A 24,568-nucleotide genomic window follows, 5' to 3' on the forward strand; every position below is an offset into this window, starting at 1 on the left:
AAATCGAATTAACGAGAATGAGAACCTACAAAAGAACCCTTTTTTACCTGCTGACGGCGAGCCTGCTCTCCTCCACAGCAGTTAAAAGCCAGACCACAACTTACACAAAGTACGTCAATACCTTTATTGGCACCGCACCGCTTACCGACCCAAAGATCCTGGGTTATGAACTCCCTGAAGGCTGGCGGTCATGGGCCGGACTCACCTTTCCCGGCAGCTCCTTACCCAATGCCATGGTGCAACTGAGCCCGATCACAGAATACGGATCAGGGGCAGGATATGAGTATGAAGATGATACCATCTATGGTTTCACGCATACCAATAAAGGACACTGGAATTTATGCAACCTGCCAATATTACCAATTTCCGGCAGTGTCAGCGGCAACAAGTTCGGATCTAAATTTTCACATCAGAAGGAAAGCGCGGCACCGGCATTTTACCAGGTTTACCTCGACGACTACAATGTAAACGTCAGCCTTACCTCCACCCTGCGCTGCGGATTCCATCAATATGAATACAAAAACCATGAAAACCGCAGGATCCTGTTCGACCTTGCCAAAGCAAACAACAGGATTTCAAACTGGAACATTGAACAGGTGGGCAACTCTGCCATTCAGGGATACCAGCAAACAGGTGAAAAAATATACTTCTATGCCACCCTCAACGATAAAATTGAGAAGCTGGACATCAGCGAAGTGGGAAAACGTAGTGGTCATGCCATTGTTCACCTCGCCAATGGAAGTAAAAATCCTGTTGCACTGAAAATAGGTATTTCTTTTGTCAGCGTTGAAAATGCACGTCAGAACCTGGAAAAGGAAATCGGCAACAAATCCTTTGACCAGATCCGAAAAGAGGGTAACCAACAGTGGGAAACACTCCTTTCGTCCATACAGGTGAAAGGTGGCAGTCAGAAACAAATGCAAATGTTCTACTCCTGCCTGTACCGATCCTTCCTATGGCCCGCCCTGCGCAGCGATGTGAACGGCGAGTATACGGATGCCAAACACCAGGTGGTAAAGGCAGATTTCAATTATTACACGGAGCCCTCGTTGTGGGATACCTACCGTAATAAAGATGTGCTCCTTGGGCTCATCTCGCCGCAGGTCACACTGGACGTCATTAAATCCATGAAAGACGTTGGCGACAAAACGGGTTTCATTCCTACCTTTTTCCATGGCGACCATGGTCAGTCGTCCATTGCCGGTGCTTACCTGCGTGGGATCGATCAGTTTGACATCAAAGGCACCTACCAGATCCTCCTGAAAAACGCCAATGTTTCTGGTGGCGCACGTCCTCACATCGCAGAGTATATTGAGAAAGGTTTCATCTCTGATGCAGATGTCCCGAATCCGAAGGTAGAAACGGTCGCCAGCGCCGGCGTGTCAAAAACACTGGAATATTCATATGACGACTACTCCCTTGCTCAAATTGCAAAAAAACTTGGAGACACCGCCAACTACCGGATCCTCATGGCGCGATCCAAAAATTATAAAAACATGTTCGATCCTTCCACCAGGTTTATGAGAGGAAAATTGGCCAATGGCGACTGGATCAAACCTTTCAACCCGGAGTTCCCTTACTATGAATACATGTACCGCGAGGCCAACGCATGGCAGGTATCCTTCTTCGCACCTCATGACATGCCGGGGCTGGTAGAACTCTATGGTGGAGCAAAAGGCTTTGAATCCAAACTGGACTCCCTGTTTACCCTGCCCTGGAACCCCAACTACATCGCCAGGAATGTGGAAACCATGATCGGCCAATACTGCCACGGCAATCAGCCAGACCATGAAGCGCCATTCTCCTATTACTTCATCAACAAACCTGAGAAATCGCAGAAAATCCTGGATACGATATTGAATACATTATATGGTATCGGCGACGAAGGCCTGGCGCTTTGCGGGATGGACGATGCCGGAGAGATGTCGTCCTGGTACGTTTTCAGTGCCCTCGGCCTCTATCCTTTCTCTGCAACGGATCCCGAATATATCGTCAGCCTTCCGCTATTTGAAGAGGTGAAATGGAGAACCAGCAATGGCAAGTACATCACCATTAAAAAACCAGGAAAAGGACGTAAACTAACCGGTATCAAAGTCGATGGCAAAAAGAATGACGGCTATTTCGTACCTCATGATCTTTTCAAAAACGGCGGCAGGATCGAACTCAGCAGTCAGTAGCCATCAGACATAATCGCTATTCACCAACCAGATGTATCACCGATAAAGTGATCAGATGTATAAAGAATCAGGCAAAAAAACAGCTCCCGGGAATCCCGGGAGCTGAATAAAATAATCAATAGAGCGTCTATAAAAAACGAAAAGCTTTGTCGATTACCAGCCGTGATTCTGCTGATACAAACCCTTGCTAAAGTTGATTTGGTTTAGAGGTATCGGAAGGTACTCATCGCGGTTCTTCTTAAAGAATGCGTCCTTTAGATGGGAAGCCCGGTTTTTTTCCACGGTAAAATAGGCATTCAGGTATTCCGCAGCAATGCCCCAGCGTACCAGATCAAAAAAGCGGTACCCCTCCATCGCAAACTCCATCCTGCGCTCATAACGCATGGCCTCCCTTGCAAATTCCGGTGTCCAGGTACAATTCACTCCAGGCTGATAAGTGGAGATCAGGTAATTGGAACTGCTCCTTCCATCAGCTTGTTTCAAAAGAGAAACACTGTTCGAAGCACGGGTCCTCAATGAATTGATAAGTGGTAAAGCTTCCGTATGTCTTCCCAATTCAATTAATGCCTCCGCCTTAAACAGCAACACATCAGCATACCGGATGATCGCCCAATTCTTGGAACTCGACATAAATGGCGGGAATTTCTTGAATGATGGGTCGTCTGGCGCCACAGTTTCTTTCAGGCTCATAAAACGACCATAAATCTGCGGAGCACGTGTCCAGGAAACCTGGAACAGAAAACCTTGTTTGTATTTGTAAGGATGTCCGGGGATGGCTACAGAGTGGTCCAGGCGGGGGTCAAAAGTGTTCGTCTGGAAGTTATCCCCTGCAGCAGTATTCACATCATTGAATGTATTAAACATTGGCAGACCTGTGTTGGCTGTTTTGAAAGCATTTACCAGATTCTGGCTTGGCGTATGAAAACCGCAGCAGCCATATTCCACATTCATTGGATAATTCAGCGAATGGCCATTATCGGCACGTCCATTTGGCGTGCCGTCATTGATGGAATATTGGATGGCAAATACCGATTCCAGCCCATTTTCAAACTGTGAGAGGAAGTTGTTTGCATAGTCTGCACTCAGTGCATATTTCCCGGATGTAATGACCTCATCACAAAGGGTGTTCACTTCAGTGAGCTTCGCCTGATCCATGTTGGTGACATTATTACTTTCATCCTGTACATAGGCCTGGTACAACAGCACTTTTGCCAGGTAAGCCTTGGCAGCAAATTTGGCAGCGCGACCTTTCTGTGGCTGATCTGCCGGCAGGTTATCGGCAGCGAAACGGAAGTCGCCGGCAATTTTATCCCACAACGCCGCATCCGTCAGCGCCACATTGGAAACCTTGTCATATTCCGTTTTTGGAATGGTCTCGTCGATGTAAGGCACATATTTAAACAGAATTTTCAACAGAAAATAAAAGTGACCACGAAGGAAACGAAGTTCCGCCTGACGGGTGGTCTTCTGTGCAAAATCATCACTCATAGCGTTTACACGCGCTAACGCGTCATTTGCACGGCCAATGGCCAGGTATAACCTGAACCAGGTCACATCCGCATTGCCAATGTCTACCCTATTCAGGGCAAAGGTCTCATAAGCATTAAAATCACCCACATCCCCGGGGCCATCACCACCTTTGTAGGCATCACCACTGCGGATGCTACCGTAAGCCCACATGTTGCTGTAAGGCGCCGCCCAATAGTCGTTACCTAACGATGAATAGGCGGCAATAACCATCTTGTCGACGTTTTCGGGTGTGTTGAGGTCTTCCGAAGAAACCACGCCCTGCGGTTTCTCATCCAAGACTTTGGAACAGGAGGCCGTCATCATGCAGAAGAATGCGCCCATTAATAAATATCTTTTCATATCTGATGTCTGATTAAAATGAAACACTAAAGCCCAGTGTGCTGATCACTGGAATCGGGTAACCATTGCCGGGATTTTCCGGATCTGTTGCGGTATAACTTTTCCCCTTGATGGTAAACAGGTTACTTGCCTGAACAAAAACCCTTGCCTGCTGAACCTTTTTAAAGACATTCTGCAGGTTGTAGCCCAGCTGGATGTTGCGCAGCTTCAGGTAAGATCCATTCTCAAGGTAGTAGGTAGAAAAGCGCCCTTCATTGTTGCGGTCTACCAGCGTCAGTGCCGGAATTGAGGAACCTGTATTTGAAGGTGTCCAGGCATCCAGCGTCCTTACTCCCCAGTTTGCCCCAGGCTGTAGTGAGGAGAAGTCGGTCAATCCTTTATAACTGTTACTTACATCCACCCCTTGCACACCCTGCAGGAAAAACGAAAAGTCAAAGTTTTTGTAACGCATAGAGGTATTCAGTCCATAGATGTATTTAGGGTCACCGCCACCGATATAATCCCGGTCCAGCGGATCGATCACCCCATCCTTATTCAGGTCTTTATACCTGATCCTTCCGGGAGCCTTACCCGGCTGGGCAGCATGTGCATTCACTTCGTCCACAGAGTTGAAGATCCCATCAGCCACGTAACCAAAGAAAGAGCCGATCGGTCTGCCCAATATATTTTTATCCGTTCCATTTCCAGCATATGAAGTCAGGATTTCTTCAGGCAGCTCAGTGATTTTATTCCTGTAGGTAGACACATTGCCGGTTAGCGTAAGGGAAAAATCCGGACTGACCTCTTTTGTCCATGACAACAGCAACTCCAGTCCTTTATTCTGCATGGAGGCACCATTTGCATACCTGTCACCTCCCTCGCCAATGACAGCCAGGTAGGCAGGTTTGATCAATATATCTGAAGTTTTCTTCACGAAGTAATCCAGTGATCCGGAGATCGATTGATCAAAGAGCCCAAAATCAAGTCCGAAATTTGATTGTGTTGTCGCTTCCCATTTCAGGGTTGGATTCCCTTGTTGGATCAATGCAAAACCCGAGGGCAGTTGACCGGTATCTTTACCATCAATGTCGTAAGCTGTTCCACCATCAAAGTTACCGATGGCGTTTGTACCATAGACTGCCGAATATAGGGTATAGGTTGCATTGTTGGCAATCTCCTGATTTCCGTTCTGTCCCCAGCCGTAACGCAGCTTCAGGTCAGATACAAACGGAACGTTCTTTTTGATAAAATCCTCTTCGCTTAATCTCCATCCGAGGGAGAAGGCCGGAAAGACCCCAAACTGGTTTTCTTTCCCAAATCTGGAGGAACCATCGCGACGTACGGTGGCGGAGAAAAGATATCTGTCATTATAAGAATAGTTGGCTTTGGCAAAATAGGACAGTAGCGCACTGCTGGTTCCATTTCCGCCGTTGTCCTTATTCGTAGAACCTGCGTCAAGGTAGGCATAGTCCATGTTTTCAAGTGCAAGCCCCTGGCGGAAGCCGCTATGTCCCTGATAAATAATGTCAATCTGCTCATGACCGGCAAGGAAATCAAACTGATGTTTTTCTTTCTTCAGCGCATAGGTCAGCGTATTCTGCCAAATTCTGTTGCCCTCATAGTTGCTGTTGGTATTGACAGCATTGGATGGGTCAGACAGGAAACCTGAAGTATAGGATTTGCGCAATGTCCTTGCATAGTTCCCGTTGTAATCAATCCCGTAACTGGTCCTGAATTTCAGACTTGGGATGATCTCCAGGTCGGCGTACACATTACCAAATACCCTCCAGAAATTGTTGTAATTCTGCTTGTTGTCCCCAATAAGCCGCATCGGGTTCTGACGGTCGGCCATACCTGCTGCCGGTCCTCCCCAGCCACCATCAACCGTATAGATCGGTACAATTGGAAATACGATCAGGGAAAGATTGGTGATGTCTCCTGTAGGGATCAGCACATCTTTTTTGTAGGTGCCCGACAAGTTTTCGCCAATCGTCAGTTTGCCATTGAGCAGATGATAGGCGGAATTGATCCTGCCAGTAATCTTTTTATCCCTGGTTTCCTTAATGATGCCCTTGTTGTCAAAGTAACTCAAAGAGAAGAGGCTGTTTCCTTTTTCATTGCCATTGGCAATGCTCAGGTTGTAACTCTGGAGCAGGGAAGTTTGCGAGATCTCATCAAACCAATTGGTATTTGCCGACCTCATTGTTTTCGCACCATCAATATATTCAGGGATGATTACCTGATTTAATAAGGGATTGTTAAAGTCATTGTTCCAATCGTACTGATATATCTGATTTTGATTGGGGTTCGCGCCATCGTTTACGGCGGCCTGCCAGTAAGCACGGCCACGCCCTTCAGCGTCGAGTGTCTTCAGCTTGGTATTGTAATACTGGAGCGATGAAGAAGCATCAAAATCGACCCTGCTGTAACCCGATTTCGCTTTTTTGGTGGTCACAATGATGACCCCATTGGCCGCACGGGATCCGTAGATCGTGGCCGATGAGGCATCTTTCAATACTTGTATTGACTCAATATCATTCTGATTCAATTCCTGTAGCCCTCTTTTGGTAGGGATTCCGTCGATCACATACAGCGGATCGTTATTACCAAGTGTTCCAATCCCCCTGATGCGTACACTTGCACCGCCGTCCGGTGCACCGCCAGCGGTGATGAATACGCCTGGAATACGGCCTTGCAGCGCACGGATCGGGTTACCTGCAGGGATATCTTTAATGTCTTTCACACTTACGACCGACACGGCTCCGGTGAGGTCTTTTTTACGTTCCTGCTGATACCCGGTCACTACCACTTCGCTGAGGTCTGTGGTCGTCTCCAGCTGTACATTGAGCGTATTTCCAGAGGGAATAGCCAGACTTTTCAGGGCTGCACCAGCGTAAGCAAAGCGCAAGGTCTGCCCTGTAATTCCGGCAATACTATAATTGCCTTCTTTATTGGTTTGTGTCGACTTACCAGTCTCCACCACCGTCACCGTCACTGATTCCAGCGGCAACATCTGCTGGTCGGTCACCTTTCCCGAGATTGGCCTGGACTGTCCGTATCCTGTAACAGACAGGAAAAGCAGCAGGCTGCAAAAGATTAAAATTTTGTTCATATGTTTAAGTTTATATTTGGTTTTACATTCACTTCTCCCTCATCACTGAAGGCAGAAGTTGAAGATGATCGTCCCTGTTGCCCGCTCGCATATGGAGAGCTGGCAGGCGGGAAATTGGTAGAATTACAGCCCCTCCTCCAGCTGTTCCAGAGAACGCCCTTTCGTTTCCGGCATCATGCGCCATACAAAAATCAGCTGCAGCACCATCATGGCTGCGAAAAATAAAAAGGTATGCCCCCCACCCAGTTTCTCGGCGAAGTAAGGGAAAGAAAAAGCAATCAGCGTTGCCATCACCCAGTGTACGGAGCTGCCCAGCGTCTGCCCCTGTGCACGTACCTGGTTAGGAAAAATCTCTGAGATGAACACCCAGATCACCGCACCCTGCGAGAAGGCGAAAAAGGCAATGAACAACATCAGGCAGAGGGGAATGATAAATCCACTCAGGTTATTGGTATAAAAGGCAAAAGACACCAGCAGCAGTGAGGCGATGAGCCCTACCGTACCGATCTTCATCAGCACCTTCCGCCCTACACGGTCGATGAAATTGATGGCCAGCAGCGTAAAGATAAAATTGACAGAGCCGATGCCTACCGTCGAAAGCAATGACGAATGTGCACCCAGTCCGGCCATTTCAAAAATCCTTGGTGCATAATAGATGATCGCATTGATACCGGATACCTGGTTGAAAAAAGCAAACAGCACCGCCAGCATCACCGGTTTCCTGTATCTCGAAGAAAAAAGGTGGCCTGCAGCTTTTTCTGCCGCGGCATCCTCCAGGGTTCCGCCGCCTGAATTGCCTTTAACGATGGCTGATTTCTGGATCTGTGCCAGCTCCTCTTCGACGTTCAGTGGATTGATGATCTGTAAAACCTTACGCGCCTGGTCGATGGCGCCCTTTTTCAGGATCAGCCAGCGTGGGCTTTCGGGGATGGTATAAATGAGCACCAGGAAGATTACTGAAGGTACAGCCTGCACACCCAGCATCCAGCGCCATGAGGATTCGCCGGTCTGACTGATCAGGTAATTCGAAAGATAGGAAATCAGGATTCCCAGCACTACATTAAATTGGAAGAGCGCCACCAGCCGCCCACGTCGGTCGGCCGGTGAGATTTCCGAGATGTATATCGGTGCAGTCACACTGGAAACCCCTACCCCCAGTCCGCCAAGAAAGCGGAATGCAAGGAAACTTGGCCAGCTGGAAGCCATTGCGGTTCCTAATGCAGAAAGCAGGAAAGCAAGTGCAATAAAGTATAAGGTATTCTTACGTCCGAACCTGTCGGAAGGCCCCGACCCGAGCAGCGATCCAATCACTGTCCCAATCAACGCGATGGAGATGGTCAGCCCATGCTGAAAGACATCCAGGTTCCAGAATAATTGTATAGAGCGTTCGGCACCGGAAATTACGGCAGTGTCAAAGCCGAATAAAAAACCTCCCAGAGCCACAACAATTGCCCAGGTGAAGACAGAAAATTTTCCCATTGAATTTATATTTGATTGAAGCTAAAGTACCGCCAGTTCCCGCTCCGGGCTTAAAAAAATGTATCATAAACATTAAATTTTAAGCAAAATCAAAAACAAATCAACATACTGAAAAACAATAAGATAACTCAAAATACTACACCATCGTGAGCGGATATATTCAGTATTGTATCTGCTATTGTTAAACCTCGTTACATGAATCAGCCTGCATTTAATGCCGGCCGCCCTCCCGCATTTTGATCCTGTACAGGATTTAGCTAAGTTTATCACTGCTAACCAAATTTTTTCAAGCTGGTCATGAACTTACCTTCAAGATATCTCCTCCTTTTCATCACTGCATTGCTCAGCTTCAGCTGTAACCAAAAACAAGAGAAACATGCCTACCTTATTGGCTTCTCTCAATGTGTAGGTTCCGATCTATGGAGAAAAACCATGCTTGATGAAATGAAAATGGAACTCTCCCTGCACCCGGGGGCAAAGCTGGTTTATGCGGATGCCGACAACAACAGCAATACACAGATCAAGCAGGTGAAAGAAATGCTTGACCAGGGCATTGACCTGCTCATCATCTCGCCGAATGAAGCGAAACCCCTCACCGAAATTGTCGAGCAAACCTATAGTGATGGTATCCCCGTCATTGTGATCGACAGGAAGACGACTTCTAACCTGTATACCTGTTATGTGGGGGCCGACAACTACCAGATTGGTTATATGGCCAGCCAGTATCTCGGCAATACCATCAGCGGACCGGCAAACATCCTGGAGGTCATGGGCCTCCCGGGATCGTCACCCACCATTGAAAGAAATAAGGGCTTCAACGACGGACTAAAGAAGTTCCCCAACCTGAAAATCAAAAGCCAGGTGTACGGCGACTGGATGAAACCGAATGCGGAAAGACAATTGTCAAAAATCTCAGACCAGCTCAACGACATCGATGTGGTTTTTGCTCATAATGACAACATGGCCTTCGCCGCCCAGTCGGTATTCAAAAAACTCGGTATCGCCAGTCAGGCTAAATTTATAGGCATCGATGCCACCCCCGGCGCGGGCGGCGGACTGCAGATGATTTCCAATGGGCTCATCGATGCAAGTATGCTGTACCCTACAGGTGGTAAAGAAGCCATTACCACAGCCATAAAAATCATGGACAAAATTCCGTTCAGCAAAGAACTCATCCTGCCTTCACTGGTCATCGACAGCAGTAATGTCCGGTTGATGAACATGCAGTGGGAAAGGATCAAAACGCAACAGAAAGACATTGAACGCCAGCAGACACTGCTCGAAGAAATGGAAGAACTGTACAACAACCAGCGCTTTATCTTCAACATCCTTGTGGTTGCCCTGGTGCTGACCGTCATCTTCGGCGGACTGGCCTACCACTCGCTGACTGAAAACAAAAAGATCAACAAAAGCCTGGAGCAGAAAAATGAAGAAATACTGAATCAGAAAAACCAGCTCATCGCCATCTCCGCGGAAGCAAAGGAAGCGACGGAAGCCAAGCTTAATTTCTTCACCAACATCTCACATGAGTTCAGGACACCGCTTACGCTGATCCTTTCCCCTCTGGATGACCTACTTGCCAACGAAAGTCTTCAGGCCAAAGCAGGAAAAAACCTGCGACTGATCCATAAAAACTCCATCAGGCTCCTGCGACTGGTTAACCAACTGATTGATTACCGCAAGATTGAACACCATAAACTCCAGCTGAATGCCTCAGAGAACAACCTGATCAGCTTCATCAAAGACTCCCTGGAGCTGTTCATGCCGATCTCGGCCAAGAAAAACATCGACCTTCGCCTGCTCCATAAAGAACGCGAACTGATGGCCTGGTTTGACATGAACCTGATGGACAAGGTGTTCTTCAACCTGATCTCCAATGCCCTGAAATTCACTGCCGAGCATGGCTTTATCCACATTACGATCGACAAACATGAAGCGGAAAATACGCTCTATATCCACGTCAAAGACAATGGCATCGGTATGGAACCAGATGAAACCACAAACATTTTCAACCTCTTTTACCAGGTGGAACGTGGCGCAGCACAGGGCTCAGGTCTGGGCCTGTGCCTCTCCAAAGAGCTGATGCAACTGCACAAAGGTGATATCCTCCTGAACAGCAAAAAATGGGAAGGCAGTACCTTCACCATCATGCTCCCGCTGGGCGACCAGCACCTGCTGGAAAATGAAAAAACATCCAGTCCTTCTGTTTATGTCCCACTCTTCAACCAGGTCAACTTCAGTACGGACGACCTGAGTAAAGCGGAAACAGAAGTTCCCAAAAGCCCCTTCTCTTATGTAAAGGAGCAATCGCTACTCATCGTGGAAGACAATCCTGAGCTGCTGCAATACCTGGTCGACAAGTTTTCCCCGGACTATGAGGTCTTTACTGCTGATAACGGTAAGATTGGCATACAGGAGGCTTATGAACATGTACCTGACCTCATCATTTCCGATGTGGTCCTTCCTTTGTTATCCGGAAATGAACTCTGCAATCAATTGAAAAGCGACATCCGGACTTCCCACATTCCGATCATCCTGCTTACAGCCAAGGGAAGCCTGGAGCAGCAGGTAGAAGGCATCAAAAACATGGCAGATGCCTACCTCACCAAACCTTTCCATGCGGAGTTCCTGATGGAAAATGTAAAAACACTGATCCGAAACCGGTTGGTCCTCAAAGAACACTACTCCAGTGAATTTCAAACGGAACGTAAGATCCCGATCTCCAGGTCTATTGACAAAAAGTTCGTTAACGACTTTGCTGGTTTCATTGAAAACAACCTTTCCAACGAAGACCTGAACGTAGATAAGATCGCTAAAGAGCTCGGCCTCTCCAGGGTACAGCTTTATCGCAAGATCAAGGCCCTGATGGGATGCACCATCTCCGAATATATCCTCAGCAGAAGGCTCAAAAAGGCCAAATACCTGCTGATGAATGAAAGGTACAACATCTCGGAAATCACTTACATGGTCGGTTTTGCTTCAGCAACGTATTTTTCTACAGTATTTAAAACTAAATACGGTGTCAGCCCGAGTGAGTTTAAAAAACAGTTGTAGAGAATAAAATTCCATTTATCATTCTATCTTTGAAAAAAGATAATTCTCATTCATGAAAAGTACCTTCAAAAGCCTGTCAGTACTACTGATCACCTTTCTTTCACTGAACGCCTCCGCACAGAATAAAATGCAGTCATTGGACGAGTTAGTGAACAAAACAGACCCTGCATGGCCATTGGTACTCGAATGGATCGACTCCGCAAAGAATAAAGTTGAGGTGCTCATCTATGATCCTGCTGCAGCCAGAACAACCTTATACAACACACAGGTATCCACCTACTCCACCCTTGGTGCGGTCATTTACAACAGCGGCGGAATTATGATTGATGGTGGCTGGATCAGGATACTGGGTTGTGGAAACCCGCGACTGACGCGTACGGTTTCGGAATGGAACAAGGGCAAAACCATTATGGAATTTGGTGATCTCCCTGCATACCTGCTGGTTGCTGATGATGCTGCAGGTGGATTCTTCGCCATCAATTATGGCGCCTTCGGGGAGGATACCAAGGCAGTCTACTACCTTGCGCCAAATAGCCTGAAATGGGAGTCTATGGGATTAGGGTACACTGAATTTCTTCAGTTTTGTTTCAATGGAGACCTTGCACAATTTTACAAGGGACTGAGGTGGTCTACCTGGGATAAATTCATCGCTTATCTCGACGGCAACAAATCCTACAGCTTCCGCCCCTATCTGTGGACGGAAGGTGGTGTCGATGTAGAGACCTGCACCAGAAAGCTGGTCACCACTGAGGAACTTTTCAAATTCAACATCAATAAACAGAAAGAGCTATACATCAGCGGCAATGCCGAAAAGCAGTAGAATATTATGAACCACTGACCTGCGCGTCCTGCGAATATCGCACAAGCCATAAATTAAACAATTGTCATCATTCAACACAAAAGTTAAAATTTTGTAAGAAAGCCAAAACTATTTACTGGCCAGACAGTTGTACAGATACCTATGAATGCGATTGATATGAAAAAAATACTTGTGGTGGATGACAACCGGGAGATCCGTGAGGTCATCACATGGCTGTTAGAGATGGAGGGATATATCGTAAAAGGCCTTGACAACGGCCGCGATGTAGCAAGCAATATCGATGAATTTACTCCTGATCTGATCATTTTAGACGTCATGCTTGGAGATGTGGACGGCAGGGACATCTGCAATAACCTAAAACACCAGGAGCTAACCGCAAAATTGCCGATCATCATGATTTCCGCAAGTCACGATCCACAGCGGTTATTGAGAAAGTCATGTCATCCAAATGATTTTCTGCCCAAGCCGTTCGACATCCAGTGCCTGCTCGACAAAGTTGAGTTTCAGCTGGCAAGTTGAGAAATCAATGCCCTCCTGTTTTTGACAAGAGATTGATCACCAGCACACCGGCAACAATCAACGACAGGCCAATGATGGCGTATACATCGGGGACCTGTTTGAAAACAAGCGCTCCTATTGCCGTAATAAAAACAATCCCTACCCCCGACCATATTGCGTACGCTACCCCAATCGGAATCGTCTTTGTGGCAATGCTCAAAAAATAAAATGCAGCGACCATCGCCAACACCACAATGATACTTGGACCTAACTTTGTAAAACCTTCGGACTTTTTGATAAAGGTGGTGCCGGTGAGTTCACAGATGATGGCGAGAAACAAAAACAGGTAGCTTTTCATTTTGATACTTTAGCAGCGCTAATTTATAACAATGCGCTGCTAATTTATAACAATAACCTGCTCAGTACGCCAAAGTATCAAATAAAACGAGTATTTATATCGTCTGGAGTACCCCACCATCTGCGCGGACTGCGGCGCCATTGGTGGCGATGGCCAGCGGACTGGAAAGGTATACCGCCAGATTTGCAATCTCCGGGCTCTCAATGAAACGCTGCAACAGGGATCCGGGATTTAAAGTTTTCATCAGGTGAGCTTTGAGTTGTTCCGGACTAATCTGCTGCGCCTCAGCAATCTGGTTTACCGTGGCTGCCACCCCGTCGGAATAAGTCGGCCCGCCAAGAATGGCATTCACCGTTACTGATGTATTTTTAGTCATCTGAGAAAGTCCCCTGCTCACTGCAATCATTGCCGTTTTTGTCATTCCATAATGGATCATGTTTTCCGGGATATTGATGCCTGCCTCACTGCTGATAAATATGATCCTGCCAGAGTTTCTTTCCAGCATCTTTGGCAGCAACACCCTGGAAAGGCGTACGCCACTCATGACATTGACCTCGAATATCCGCATCCATTCTTCGTCCTTCAATTCGGCAAAGGGTTTCAGCTCAAAAATCCCGACATTATTGATGAGGATATCAATTTCTGGCAATCCGCTCAACAACCGGTCTACCTGTGTCACATCACCAAAGTCGGCAGCAATCCCTGTTACATCTGCTCCCGGCAACTCATCCCGCAGCTGCTCCACCGCAGCGCTCACCTTCTCTGCTGTCCTTCCATTGATGATCACTTTCGCCCCTTCCATCAAAAGCTGCTTTGCAATAGCAAAACCAATACCCTGCGTAGAACCACTTATGAAAGCGGTTTTTAATTTCAATTGTAAATCCATAAAGTCTATTTTATTTTTGTACTGATCACTACAAAATAGGATAAAAAAAATCAGCTGATGATTTCCAGCTGCATGTCAATCTGCTGACGAAGGACCTTTGCATCAGGATACATCCTGCGGGTCACGTTTAATCCATTCCAAAGCGTAATCAGGTAACGTCCAAGCACCACCGGATCAGTTTGATTTTTTATTGTACCTTCTTTCTGGGCCTTTGTAATTGCCGCAGTATACATTTCCTCTACTTCCTTTAAAACAGTTACCGCTTCCTGTTCAAGCGCTTCATCCAATGATGCCATTTCAACAACCGTATTGACAATGATGCAACCTTTTTTATGTGTCTCCAGGTCTGCCACGGCCATGCTCCGAAAGAAATCCCTGATCAGTTCCATCGGCTGTTCAGCGTGCTGAAGCCTTTTTTTAAATTCCTGAAAAGCTGCTCGACGCTGCAAGATGGCTTTTCTAAAAACTTCCTTTTTGCCACCTTTGAACGCGTTGTAAAAGCTGCCACTGCCCATACCCATCGCTTTGAGCACATCTTCCAATGAAGCCGCAGTAAACCCTTTGGTCCAGAATACCTCCTGAGCTTTTTGTATTACCTCTTGATCATCATAAGCACTGGGCCTGCCTCTCATCTGAATTTCTATTTTTGTATTGATCAACACAAAAATAGAAATAAGAATGGAATTCTCTGCTATTTTTTTCTATGTGATACCGATTACAGCTTCCAGGCTGATAAGCTTACAGACCCTAATATTCCCTGCTCCTACAAGTAAGATTATGGTTCCTGATAAGTCAACTGCTTTAAAAATGAAAATTCCGACTGATCAATCGGAGGCCGATAACCAATGAGCAGGCAATTGCGGTAGATTAAATTCGTTTGCTTAACCATCATTACGACCTTTTGATCAGTAGACAAGCCATTGAGATCTAACGAGCTGAGTTCCTGATAACGCTTTTTGTCGACCCTGCGATACCTTTCCTGATCTGCTTTGCTGATGGTTTTCAGAGCCGGAAAAGCCTGGGCTTCTTTCAGCTCCAGGTCGGAAGTCAGCAGATATGCGAAGCTGGTGATCAGATTTTTCCTGTTGGAGATGAACTGCTCCACAGCCCGTTGATCCGCGAACGCAGTATCCCCATACAACTCTAGTTTTTTTGAACTCCTATCTAAATACACCAACCTGAAAGGCGCCTTACTTTCGCTTGTAACCAGATGCATCACACTTCCATCAAAATAAAAGAGGTCTGGTGCAGAAGTAGGCAACAAAGCTTTTTCAATCTGATAAGGTTGCCCCATGACATGATAACCGGAAACTTCAATCTGATTTCCGTCAATTGTAACGGTCATCAGGATTTTGGTCAGCTCCCAATCGAACATCCTGTAGGTACTGCGCCCCTGCGCTGACACCTGCTGACAGGAAAATCCGAGCGCCGTTACCAGGAACAGCAGGATGAATAACGGTCTTATTTTCATAATTTCAATTGGTTTCATTAATGTTCAATTTAAAAATGAGGAATGTTGAATTCAAAAATGAGGTAAACAATGACAGGATCAGCTGCTTTTACGCTCTGACTTCAGCCAGACCAGTTTCCCTGATTTATCAAACTGATAATAATCCTTATGCCAACCCGCCCCACCCCGGCAGGAGGAAGTCAGTATTTTCTTTTTTGCATCAATTTCCACATTACACAAACCGTCGCAAAGTCTTTTGCCATTCGCAGGTAAGCTTAAAGGACGAAATCTTTTGCTGAACGGGTCAAAAAGAAAAATATCAAATAAACGGTATACGCCCTGTCCAAAATCAGGAGAAGAAAAAGAGATGTCGTCGAAACCATCAAAATTGTAGTCCGCAACCAGCGTCTGCCGGACACCGCCATCAGGAAGCGGAGTCAGTTCCTTTTTGACAATGGCACCATCGCCGTATCTGATGCTGAGTAGATCATCCTCCACAACATTAAAGCTGAACATCGCCTGATGCAGCAAGGCCTGGTTTTTACCGTCAAATGGAACACTTTCCTCAACAATTTTGAACTCCGTCTTTTTATGGTCGCTGCCCCTGATGTAATAGATATCTTCAACTGCGCGGTAACAAATACTCAGGCCATATTCTCCGGTGACTTTTCCATTGTAGACCTCTTTCCATTTGAAATGATGAACATCCTGCTGTCCACTCTCGCGGTCCGTGGTATCCAGCACGCTCGACTTCAGCTGAAGCGGGATGACGGCTGTTTTGCCTTTGTACCGTACAAAAGCTGCTTTCCCATGGCCTACCCAGCTCATCGTAAACTCGATCGGTTTGGCCGTAGCTTCTGACCTGAACGTGAAAGGCTGTGCATATGCAAAGAACGGCACTATAAAAAAAGAAAAGATGATCAGGTTTAATTTCATTATATTTTGCAATTTCATGCTTTAGTTGATGGTTGTCATTCAGGGCCAACTGAGCCGAACAGTCTACTTATCTTCACAGTTATACTTACATCAGCTACCAAGGTAAGAGAACGAGCAATTTAGTTTGATACAAATCACTATCTGCTGCATTGTACAAGATAAATGCCAGTAAATTTCGTTTATTCGTGTTTGCGTCTAACCATCACAAACATGTCAGGAAACCCATTAAAATCGAATTTGGACTCTACAACAAACCATACTGTTTCAAATAAAATTAGTTTTGCATCGTTTCCTATCCACAGGTCTAAATGAAACTAAAAAGATTACTCAAAAAAACAATGATCATCCTATTCATCACCATTGGTATCATCGCAGCAGTTACCTATCTATTCCTGCAACAAGCCTCTTTTGGAACTGCCCCTTCGGGTGCGAGACTGGAGCGCATCAAAAAGTCGCCTCAATATAAAGATGGCGCATTTCAGAACCAGTCGCCCACCCCTACGTTTACAGGTGGCGGAACCTTTTACTCGGTGATGGTGGATTTCCTTTTCGGCAAACACGAGCGCAAAACGCCCGATTATGTCTTGCCATCTGTGAAGCGTGACCTCAAAGTGACACCATCAGCAAAACCGGAGCTGACCTGGTTTGGCCATTCCTCTTACCTGATCCAGATCAACGGACGCAACGTCCTGGTCGATCCTGTATTCAGCGGAAGAACCTCTCCTGTTAGTTATGCAGGAACAAAAGCTTTCAACGGTGCAGACAGTTATCATGTGGAAGATATGCCGGCAATAGATGTGCTGGTGATCACTCATGATCATTATGATCACCTGGATTATGAAACCATCAAAAAGCTGAAAGACAAAGTAGGCATTATTGTCACCTCCCTGGGGGTGGGCGCTCATCTGGAACACTGGGGAATTGCCGCTGATAAAATCAAGGAGCTGGATTGGTGGGAGAGTTACGCTGTCGACAGTGAAACCATTTTCACCGCTACTCCGGGCCGTCATTTTTCCGGGAGAGGATTAGTGCGCAATAAAACGTTATGGTCGTCTTTTGTTTTTCAGTCCAAAGATTACAAACTCTTCCTGGGCGGAGATTCCGGGTACGACCATCACTTCGCGAAGATTGGTGAGCAATATGGACCATTTGACCTCGCCGTCCTCGAAGACGGCCAGTACAATCTTTTCTGGGCAAACATTCATATGATGCCTGAAGAAACTGCAAAAGCGGCCAAAGAGCTGAAGGCAAAGTTATTGCTTCCCGTGCATTGGGGTAAATTTTCTCTCGCTACCCATGCGTGGGACGAGTCCATCCGCCGCGTACTGAAAGAAGCCAAAGCACTGAACCTTCCCGTTACCACTCCTGAGATTGGCGAAAAGGTGGTGCTCGACAGCATCCTGCCAAGCAGCCATTGGTGGGAGCAAGAACTCAAAGAATAAAAACGACTTAACTCTGTATAGCTAGTTCAGGACTAGACAAGAACTGTACAAACGATAATATAAGTCCACGTTGAGTCCACATTTACTGCAGGTCAAGAGCAGGTATTCCCAAGAATACGTGGACTCACCATTAATTTATAGTCTATTTGCTATTGATTTATTATCTCGAGTGCTTATATTTGCCCTAGAGATTATACATCGTTAATACTGATCTTATATGGGAATTGTAAAAGGTAAAGTCATTACCGGAGCAGTAGGTCCGGTAACATTTAGCTCCTGGAGGGATATCCAGGTAGTTAAACAGCGCGTATTCGACATCAAGCAAAGCATTGCGACTAAAAATGTTTCTACCGTATTCGGTCTGGGCAGCAGGTTCAGCGCCATCCTTCGCAAATGGATGTACCCGATTCATTTTATTCATGACGGGGCCATGGTCAACCGGATGACCAAGGCAATGACCGCAATCCTGCTCAAACACCGGGATAAAGCCACCGGGAACTTTCATTTCCTACCTGAGAGCTTTAAGCCATTGGAAGGATTTGAGCTCAATGAGTCCTCCCCATTGAAAGAAAATCTACATGTATTGCCACAGGTTAATCTTCAGGAAGGGAAACTGACCATAAGCATTCCTGAGTTCGAAATCAAAAAAGCCCTTAAATTTCCTACAGAGGCCGATCAATGCACCATCATTGTCTCCGTATACATCGCTTCCCTAAAAACAAAAGACGAATGTAAGATGACTGCAGAGCAGACAAAAACCTTCTCCGTAGACTGGTCTGACCAAAAATCTACTGCAATGGAATGGTCGTATGATGTTCCGGAAGGCTGCTATTGTGTGACCAGCATGGCACTACATTTCCACAAACAATGGTCTAACCTGCAGGTATCTTTAAACAGCAAGTCTTTCTGCCCGGCAATGATCTGTAACTTCAGCATCAACCCAGGAGAGTTTAAGGATAGACCTGAAAATTTTAAAAAAGCACGTTTTGCATTCGTGGACGATGAATATCCTCCGATCACTAAGAAAAGCAAAGGGAAAAAGGCGGTGTCTATAGTCTCTGAAGATAATAAGGCTTTAACATATAAACAGAAAGGAAACAAAAAAACAGCTATAAAAGAGGGCTCCGATCAAAAAACGACAAGCAAAAAGCAACTATCGAAAAATAATGGTAAGCCAACTTCTTCAGCTGTCGAAAGCTTAGGAAATGATGCCTTGCAGCAGGAAGTAAATGAACTGAAAGCCAGATTGGCTGATATGGAAAAGTTGTTGTCAGCCCAAAAGGAGAAGGTTACACCCAGGAAAAATATAGTGGAAGAAACACTTTATCAAAGTGAGACTATTTCAGACAAAAACATTACTGATCTACCGACAGGGGAGCTAACCATCTGGAAAAAAGCGTTGAAAAACATCTCATCTCATCAACCGATCAGCCCTTTCAAACAGAGTCTGGTAAAAATAAGGGGAAAACCGGCAGCATAACCCATTGTCCTGCCACCGGTTAATTTATTTCATTAAGCAGTTTTCAGACCTGCGGATTTGCGTTTGTACAGGAAATGCACAGCCAGTGTTAAAAAGCTGAAGCCAAAGCCAACCATCAGGACACCATTCCAGAGCCACTGCTGCCAGGCGATTGCCGTCAGATAGGTACCAAGGGCACCTCCAACAAAATAGGAAGTCATATATACGGTATTCAACCTGTTGTTTGCTTCAGGATGGAGTGTAAATATGGAGGATTGGTTCATGATGTGTAGTGCCTGCATGGCTGCATCCATTACGATAACCCCCAGGATCAGTCCGATATAGGTGTTGCCGATGCCATAGAAGATGAGCCAAGATGCAATAAAAGCAAGGATGAGATACAGCGTCAGCCGGAAATAAGGAACTATCTTCGCGATTCTTCCGACCAGCGCTGCTGCCAGTGCGCCGGCCATCCCGATGACACCGAAGGAGCCTGCAACGCTGCTACCCGCAAAAAATGGAGGCTGTTCAAGATGGTATACCAGTGAGGTCCAGAATGCACTGAATGCGGCAAAAGCAAAGGCACCACGGAAGGAAGCAGCCTGCAGCACGGGCTCTGTCCTGGCATAATAAACTACAGACTTCATCAGCTTCAGGTAGGTACCTTTATATTCAGGATATACCTCTGGGAGCTTCCATGCAATCATTCCCCAGAGCACCAGAATAATCACCGCAGCAATGTAAAACATCGTTCGCCATCCGTATAATTCCCCGACAATGCCACTGAGCACTCTTGATCCTAAAATACCAATCAGCAGACCACTCATTACAAACCCGATGGACTGTGTACGTTTTTCAGGTGTGGACAAGCTGGCGGCCATTGGGACTAACAATTGCGGAATGACCGAAGTCAACCCAATCAGGAAGCTAAAAGTATAAAGCTGCCAGATGGATCTGCTCATGGCCATCCCGATTAGCGATAGCAGTATAAAAGCGAATTGAATCATGATGAGTCGTTTTCGTCTTACAAGGTCGCCTAATGGAACGATCGTGAATAGCCCTGCAGCATAGCCGACCTGGGTCATCATCGCGATCTTCCCTGCACTGGCAGCGGAGATGTGCAAATCATTTGCGATGAGGGAAAGCAGGGGTTGATTATAATAGTTATTGGCTACAATCAGGCCGGATGAGATCGCCATGATCCAAAGCACTGCCGGTGTTAAGGTATTTTGATTTGAATTACTCATTTTTTGATTCATTTTATTTTTTCTTTCTGTTGCTCAGCACGCAGACAGCGTACCTGCTTGCTTAATTGCTTGCTGAACAGTACAAATATCTGCGACAAAAGGTTCACTGCTGATGAACTGGTTTAAGAAAACAGGTTAATCTAGTTCAATAAAAATTTGCCGGTCATTGTTTTATCACGAGGCTCCTTTCACCTGTTCTCAGGTCTTTTTACTTCCCATACGTTTTCTCAACTTGGAGAGGTATTCAGTAGTCATTCCTAAAAATGAGGCCAGCGTATATTGAGGAACACGCTGGGCCAGCAAAGGATATTTATCAAGAAAATCTCCATAACGTGCTTCAGCAGTTTTGGTGAGGTTAATAATGATTCTCCGTTGTTGATAGGCCAGTCCGCGCTCTGCAATGATCCGGAAGAAGGTCTCGAATTTAGGATTCTGCGCCTTTAGTTCCTGCTCTTTAACATGAGACAGACGTAGGGCAATTGTATCCTCCAGGGCAGTAACAAACATCGTGGCAGGCTGCTGGTATAAGTAGCTGTTGTAATCCGTAATCCACCAGTCTTCAATAGCAAAAGAAATGGTATGTTCCTGCCCATTCTCTGCGGCAACATAGGCACGCATGGCACCTTCCAAAACATAATACCGGTAAGGGGCAGGGAAATCAGGCTGAATGATTGACTGTCTCTTTTTGACAACTACTTTCTGAAAGGCAGAAAGGAGCGCTTCAGCCTCTGGCGGACTGAGTTTTACAAATTTGTTTACATAGCTGATGATTGCCGTTTCGTCTCTCATGGACCGAGTTTAATTTTAGTAACACCTGTTTTTTGCGCCGAGTAGATTCCGGGACGACCACTACACCAGTACGCAATAAAACAAGCCAGTGCAAAGAACAAAAGATATTGGATGCCAAAAAGTTCAGCCCCCATCAGGGTGCAGGCAAAAGGTGTTTTGGTTGCTCCGGAAAAAACAGCAATGAATCCCAAAGCCGCAAAAAGGCTTACCGGCGCGTGCAAAACGACCGACAACACATTGCCCAGGGTAGCACCCATATAAAATAATGGTGTCACTTCCCCCCCTTTAAATCCAGTTCCCAGTGTGACAGCTGTAAAAATATTTTTCCAAAGCCAGCTCCAGGTATCGGCTCCCCCGATCTGAAAGGCAGCAGGAATGGTAACAGCACCCGGGTATTCACTTTCCACTCCAAGTCCCAGGTAATCTGGTTTTCCCAGCAGGGAAGTCATTAAGATGAGAACCGCAGCCCCAAAGACAGGAATCAACCATTGGACTCTGATCATTTTTATGGAAAAGGCTTTAATCTGATGGATCAAAAAAACAAAAAGATAACTAGACAGGCCGAAACATACTGCTGAGAAGGTAATTTTCATGATCAGTACTACGTTCACAGGATAGTAGGCAGACAGGAAGTTGCTGTTCGTGATGATGGGGTCGATGTGGTAGGCAGTATGATGAATGCCACAAAGTGTCACTGACAGGTCGCCTATGAAACTGGCGATCAATGCGGGTAACAAAGCATCGTATTTCATCCTACCTATGGTAAGCACCTCGATGGCAAAGATAGCGCCGGTAAGTGGCGTACCAAAGACCGCTCCAAAGCCCGCGGCAATACCAGCAGTCAGGATGACCTTGGTGTCAGCTTCATTTAGCTTAAACCAGCGTCCGAACAAACCTGCAATGCTCCCCCCAATTTGTACAGCAGTACCCTCTCGTCCTGCAGAACCACCGAATAGATGTGTCACAATGGTAGTCATCAATACTATAGGTGCCATCTGTATCGGAACACCTCCCCCAGGTTGATGGATTTCTTCAATGATCAGGTTGTTGCCTTTTTCAGAAGACTTACCCACGGATTGATAGATGAAATGAATGAGAATGCCCGAAAGGGGTAACAGATACAATAACCAGGTATGCTGAAAGCGAAAATGAGTAGCCCAGCTCAGCAGCCACATAAACAGTGCGACAACCGTGCCGATGGCAACAGAAACAGGGAACAGCATGAGTGTCCAGCGAACGAGATATTTCAAAATATTATTTTTTTTCACCTGCAGCAGTTTATTTCTACTGGCTTCATTGCCAATAGTATCATTGCAGGCGCCATCAGCTTCTAAAAGCGGTTAAATTGGAAGGACACCATTTCCCTTAGGCAAAAATAAGGTTGCAGTTCCAATATTCCAATAAAGAGGCTCATAAATCGACCAATACCATTTTTTTATTATTTTCGCCACCGGATTATGCGAAAGAGAATCAGACATCACGTAAGAAGAGCAAAATACATCATCTACCAGGAAACACTCATCGACTTCAAGGAGCATTTATGGACATTTATCGGTTCATTCCTGGGAATTGGCATCATTGGGTTCATCAACAGCAAATACTTCAATGCTTATGACAACCTGTTTATGATCGGCTCCTTTGGCGCTTCATCCGTGCTGATCTACGGGGCGATCAACAGTCCTCTGGCGCAACCCCGCAACCTTATTGGCGGCCATGTAGTCTGCGCAATCATCGGTGTTACGATACACAAGCTGATCCCTTCAGAACTATGGCTCAGTTCTGCAATCTCCGTTTCGTTATCTATTGTCGCAATGCAGGTAACCAAAACCTTACATCCTCCGGGAGGTGCCACCGCGCTCATTGCCAATATTGGATCTGCAAAAATCCAGTCGCTAGGCTACTTTTATGTGTTGAGCCCTGTCCTTTCTGGTGTACTGATCTTATTTCTGGTTGCTGTTGTCTGCAATAATGCAACCTCACACCGCAGCTATCCAAAGAATAAAAGCTGGTTTAAATTCTGGAAAAGAAAATACCATCGCCATCAAATGAAAAAAACTTCCTGACACTTAGTAAGGCCAAGCCCTTTGAGACTTTTCAAGATCCCGAACTTTCTCTTTATCTTAGAAAAGAATCCTGAATTATGAACAATGCTGATGTGAAGTTTTTCATTTCTCAGGCAAACTACTCTGTCTCTCAATTGTATTTAGTGCATCAACCATTTTCAAACGATATCATTTATAACATGAAAAGTTTAATCATTTTGACAGCAGCAGTGCTGTGTACATCAATTTCCGGAATGGCTCAGACCTTAAAGAAGGTCAGTTATGTGGATGGCAGCCAGAAACTAAGCGGTCTGGTCACCAAAAATGCAGGTAAGAAGCTTCCCGGAGTATTGATTCTTCCCGCATGGAAGGGTATTGACAAGGAAGCAGAAGATGCGGCGCTCGCACTTGAAAAACAAGGCTATATCTGTTTCATTGCCGACATCTATGGCGAAGGAAATACTCCGGCCGATAATGCTGCCGCGGCAAAACTTTCGGGCAGCTACAAAAAGGACTATAAGGCTTACCAGAAAAGGATTGAGCTCGCTTTGGGAGAATTGAAAAAAGCAGGCGCCAACGAGCAGAAGCTGGCGGTGATCGGTTACTGTTTTGGAGGTGCCGGTGCGCTGGAAACTGCAAGGGCGAACTTCCCGGTACAGGGAGTAGTTTCCATCCATGGTAGTCTTGCGAAAGATGCAGACCGGCCGAATGGGCCCTTAAGACCTAAAATATTGGTAGAAAATCCTGCTGACGACCAAAGCGTTACGCCTGAAGTCATGTCAAATCTGGTAAAAGAAATGAACGAGGGCAATGCAGATTGGCAAGTCATTACTTATGCACATTCTAAACATACATTTACAGATCCAGCATCGGCGGACTACAATGAAATCATGGCTAAAAGAGCCTGGTCGCATACACTGTTGTTCCTGAAAGAAATTTTACAATAACCGATTCAAGGAAAAAACGAGCAG

The 24,568-nt window shown here is 46.0% G+C and carries 19 protein-coding genes and 1 riboswitch; of the genes, 8 read left to right on the forward strand and 11 right to left on the reverse strand.

Annotation, left to right across the window (positions count from 1 at the left end):
- Positions 1 to 17 precede the first annotated feature (17 nt).
- Positions 18 to 2,177 (forward strand): GH92 family glycosyl hydrolase, encoded by a 2,160-nt coding sequence (locus tag PBAL39_RS00575; protein WP_008237139.1) that lies wholly within the window; start codon positions 18 to 20, stop codon positions 2,175 to 2,177.
- A gap of 153 nt (positions 2,178 to 2,330) precedes the next feature.
- Here the strand turns inward: PBAL39_RS00575 and PBAL39_RS00580 are convergent, their stop codons facing one another.
- From PBAL39_RS00580 to PBAL39_RS00590, 3 genes are all read right to left on the reverse strand, one after another.
- Positions 2,331 to 4,046 (reverse strand): RagB/SusD family nutrient uptake outer membrane protein, encoded by a 1,716-nt coding sequence (locus tag PBAL39_RS00580; RefSeq protein WP_050784288.1) that lies wholly within the window; start codon positions 4,044 to 4,046, stop codon positions 2,331 to 2,333.
- A 13-nt stretch (positions 4,047 to 4,059) separates the two neighbouring features.
- On the reverse strand, positions 4,060 to 7,137 hold the full coding sequence (locus PBAL39_RS00585) for a TonB-dependent receptor (RefSeq protein ID WP_008237158.1): 3,078 nt from the start codon (positions 7,135 to 7,137) through the stop codon (positions 4,060 to 4,062).
- Positions 7,138 to 7,260: 123 nt separating this feature from the next.
- On the reverse strand, positions 7,261 to 8,616 hold the full coding sequence (locus PBAL39_RS00590; protein WP_008237159.1) for a sugar porter family MFS transporter: 1,356 nt from the start codon (positions 8,614 to 8,616) through the stop codon (positions 7,261 to 7,263).
- Between the two features lie 297 nt (positions 8,617 to 8,913).
- Here PBAL39_RS00590 and PBAL39_RS00595 point away from each other — a divergent pair, with 297 nt between their 5' ends.
- The 3 genes from PBAL39_RS00595 (at position 8,914) to PBAL39_RS00605 (ending at position 13,009) form a co-directional block, all read left to right on the forward strand.
- Complete coding sequence (locus PBAL39_RS00595; protein ID WP_008237160.1) at positions 8,914 to 11,670, forward strand: substrate-binding domain-containing protein; 2,757 nt, start codon at positions 8,914 to 8,916, stop codon at positions 11,668 to 11,670.
- Positions 11,671 to 11,722: 52 nt separating this feature from the next.
- Positions 11,723 to 12,490 (forward strand): DUF2625 domain-containing protein, encoded by a 768-nt coding sequence (locus PBAL39_RS00600; RefSeq protein ID WP_008237161.1) that lies wholly within the window; start codon positions 11,723 to 11,725, stop codon positions 12,488 to 12,490.
- Positions 12,491 to 12,646: 156 nt separating this feature from the next.
- Entirely contained in the window at positions 12,647 to 13,009 is a 363-nt protein-coding gene (locus PBAL39_RS00605; protein ID WP_157273837.1) for a PleD family two-component system response regulator, read from the forward strand.
- A 4-nt stretch (positions 13,010 to 13,013) separates the two neighbouring features.
- Here the strand turns inward: PBAL39_RS00605 and PBAL39_RS00610 are convergent, their stop codons facing one another.
- The 5 genes from PBAL39_RS00610 to PBAL39_RS24450 form a co-directional block, all read right to left on the reverse strand.
- On the reverse strand, positions 13,014 to 13,346 hold the full coding sequence (locus PBAL39_RS00610) for a multidrug efflux SMR transporter (protein ID WP_008237163.1): 333 nt from the start codon (positions 13,344 to 13,346) through the stop codon (positions 13,014 to 13,016).
- Between the two features lie 94 nt (positions 13,347 to 13,440).
- The gene (locus tag PBAL39_RS00615; protein WP_008237164.1) at positions 13,441 to 14,232 is read right to left on the reverse strand and encodes an SDR family NAD(P)-dependent oxidoreductase; all 792 of its coding nucleotides are present in this window, start codon (positions 14,230 to 14,232) and stop codon (positions 13,441 to 13,443) included.
- Between the two features lie 50 nt (positions 14,233 to 14,282).
- Complete coding sequence (locus PBAL39_RS00620) at positions 14,283 to 14,864, reverse strand: TetR/AcrR family transcriptional regulator (RefSeq protein ID WP_008237165.1); 582 nt, start codon at positions 14,862 to 14,864, stop codon at positions 14,283 to 14,285.
- Positions 14,865 to 15,007: 143 nt separating this feature from the next.
- Positions 15,008 to 15,721, reverse strand: coding sequence for a hypothetical protein (locus PBAL39_RS00625; protein WP_008237167.1), 714 nt, complete (start codon positions 15,719 to 15,721; stop codon positions 15,008 to 15,010).
- 60 nt (positions 15,722 to 15,781) lie between these two features.
- On the reverse strand, positions 15,782 to 16,618 hold the full coding sequence (locus PBAL39_RS24450; protein ID WP_008237168.1) for a hypothetical protein: 837 nt from the start codon (positions 16,616 to 16,618) through the stop codon (positions 15,782 to 15,784).
- 308 nt (positions 16,619 to 16,926) lie between these two features.
- Here PBAL39_RS24450 and PBAL39_RS00635 point away from each other — a divergent pair, with 308 nt between their 5' ends.
- The gene (locus PBAL39_RS00635; RefSeq protein WP_008237169.1) at positions 16,927 to 18,060 is read left to right on the forward strand and encodes an MBL fold metallo-hydrolase; all 1,134 of its coding nucleotides are present in this window, start codon (positions 16,927 to 16,929) and stop codon (positions 18,058 to 18,060) included.
- 217 nt (positions 18,061 to 18,277) lie between these two features.
- Complete coding sequence (locus PBAL39_RS00640; protein ID WP_008237172.1) at positions 18,278 to 19,540, forward strand: hypothetical protein; 1,263 nt, start codon at positions 18,278 to 18,280, stop codon at positions 19,538 to 19,540.
- Between the two features lie 32 nt (positions 19,541 to 19,572).
- Here PBAL39_RS00640 and PBAL39_RS00645 read toward each other — a convergent pair whose 3' ends face one another.
- The 3 genes from PBAL39_RS00645 to PBAL39_RS00655 all read right to left on the reverse strand — a co-directional run bounded on the left by PBAL39_RS00645 (position 19,573) and on the right by PBAL39_RS00655 (position 22,805).
- Positions 19,573 to 20,766 (reverse strand): MFS transporter, encoded by a 1,194-nt coding sequence (locus PBAL39_RS00645; protein WP_039865950.1) that lies wholly within the window; start codon positions 20,764 to 20,766, stop codon positions 19,573 to 19,575.
- A 198-nt stretch (positions 20,767 to 20,964) separates the two neighbouring features.
- A complete protein-coding gene (locus PBAL39_RS00650; RefSeq protein ID WP_008237180.1) occupies positions 20,965 to 21,555 on the reverse strand; it encodes a Crp/Fnr family transcriptional regulator in 591 nt (196 codons plus the stop codon).
- Positions 21,552 to 22,805, reverse strand: a complete 1,254-nt coding sequence (locus PBAL39_RS00655; protein ID WP_232282875.1) for a voltage-gated chloride channel family protein — start codon at positions 22,803 to 22,805, stop codon at positions 21,552 to 21,554. The genes PBAL39_RS00650 and PBAL39_RS00655 overlap by 4 nt, the downstream gene beginning before the upstream one ends.
- Positions 22,806 to 22,862: 57 nt before the next feature.
- A riboswitch (Fluoride riboswitch) is annotated at positions 22,863 to 22,928 on the reverse strand.
- An 84-nt stretch (positions 22,929 to 23,012) separates the two neighbouring features.
- Between PBAL39_RS00655 and PBAL39_RS00660 the strand changes: the two genes are divergently transcribed.
- A complete protein-coding gene (locus PBAL39_RS00660) occupies positions 23,013 to 23,618 on the forward strand; it encodes an HPP family protein (RefSeq protein ID WP_008237187.1) in 606 nt (201 codons plus the stop codon).
- A 179-nt stretch (positions 23,619 to 23,797) separates the two neighbouring features.
- Positions 23,798 to 24,544: a dienelactone hydrolase family protein gene (locus PBAL39_RS00665; protein WP_039865951.1), complete on the forward strand. Its 747-nt coding sequence runs from the start codon at positions 23,798 to 23,800 to the stop codon at positions 24,542 to 24,544.
- Positions 24,545 to 24,568 lie beyond the last annotated feature (24 nt).

The sequence above is a fragment of the Pedobacter sp. BAL39 genome (genome assembly GCF_000170795.1).
Classification (GTDB): Bacteria; Bacteroidota; Bacteroidia; order Sphingobacteriales; family Sphingobacteriaceae; genus Pedobacter.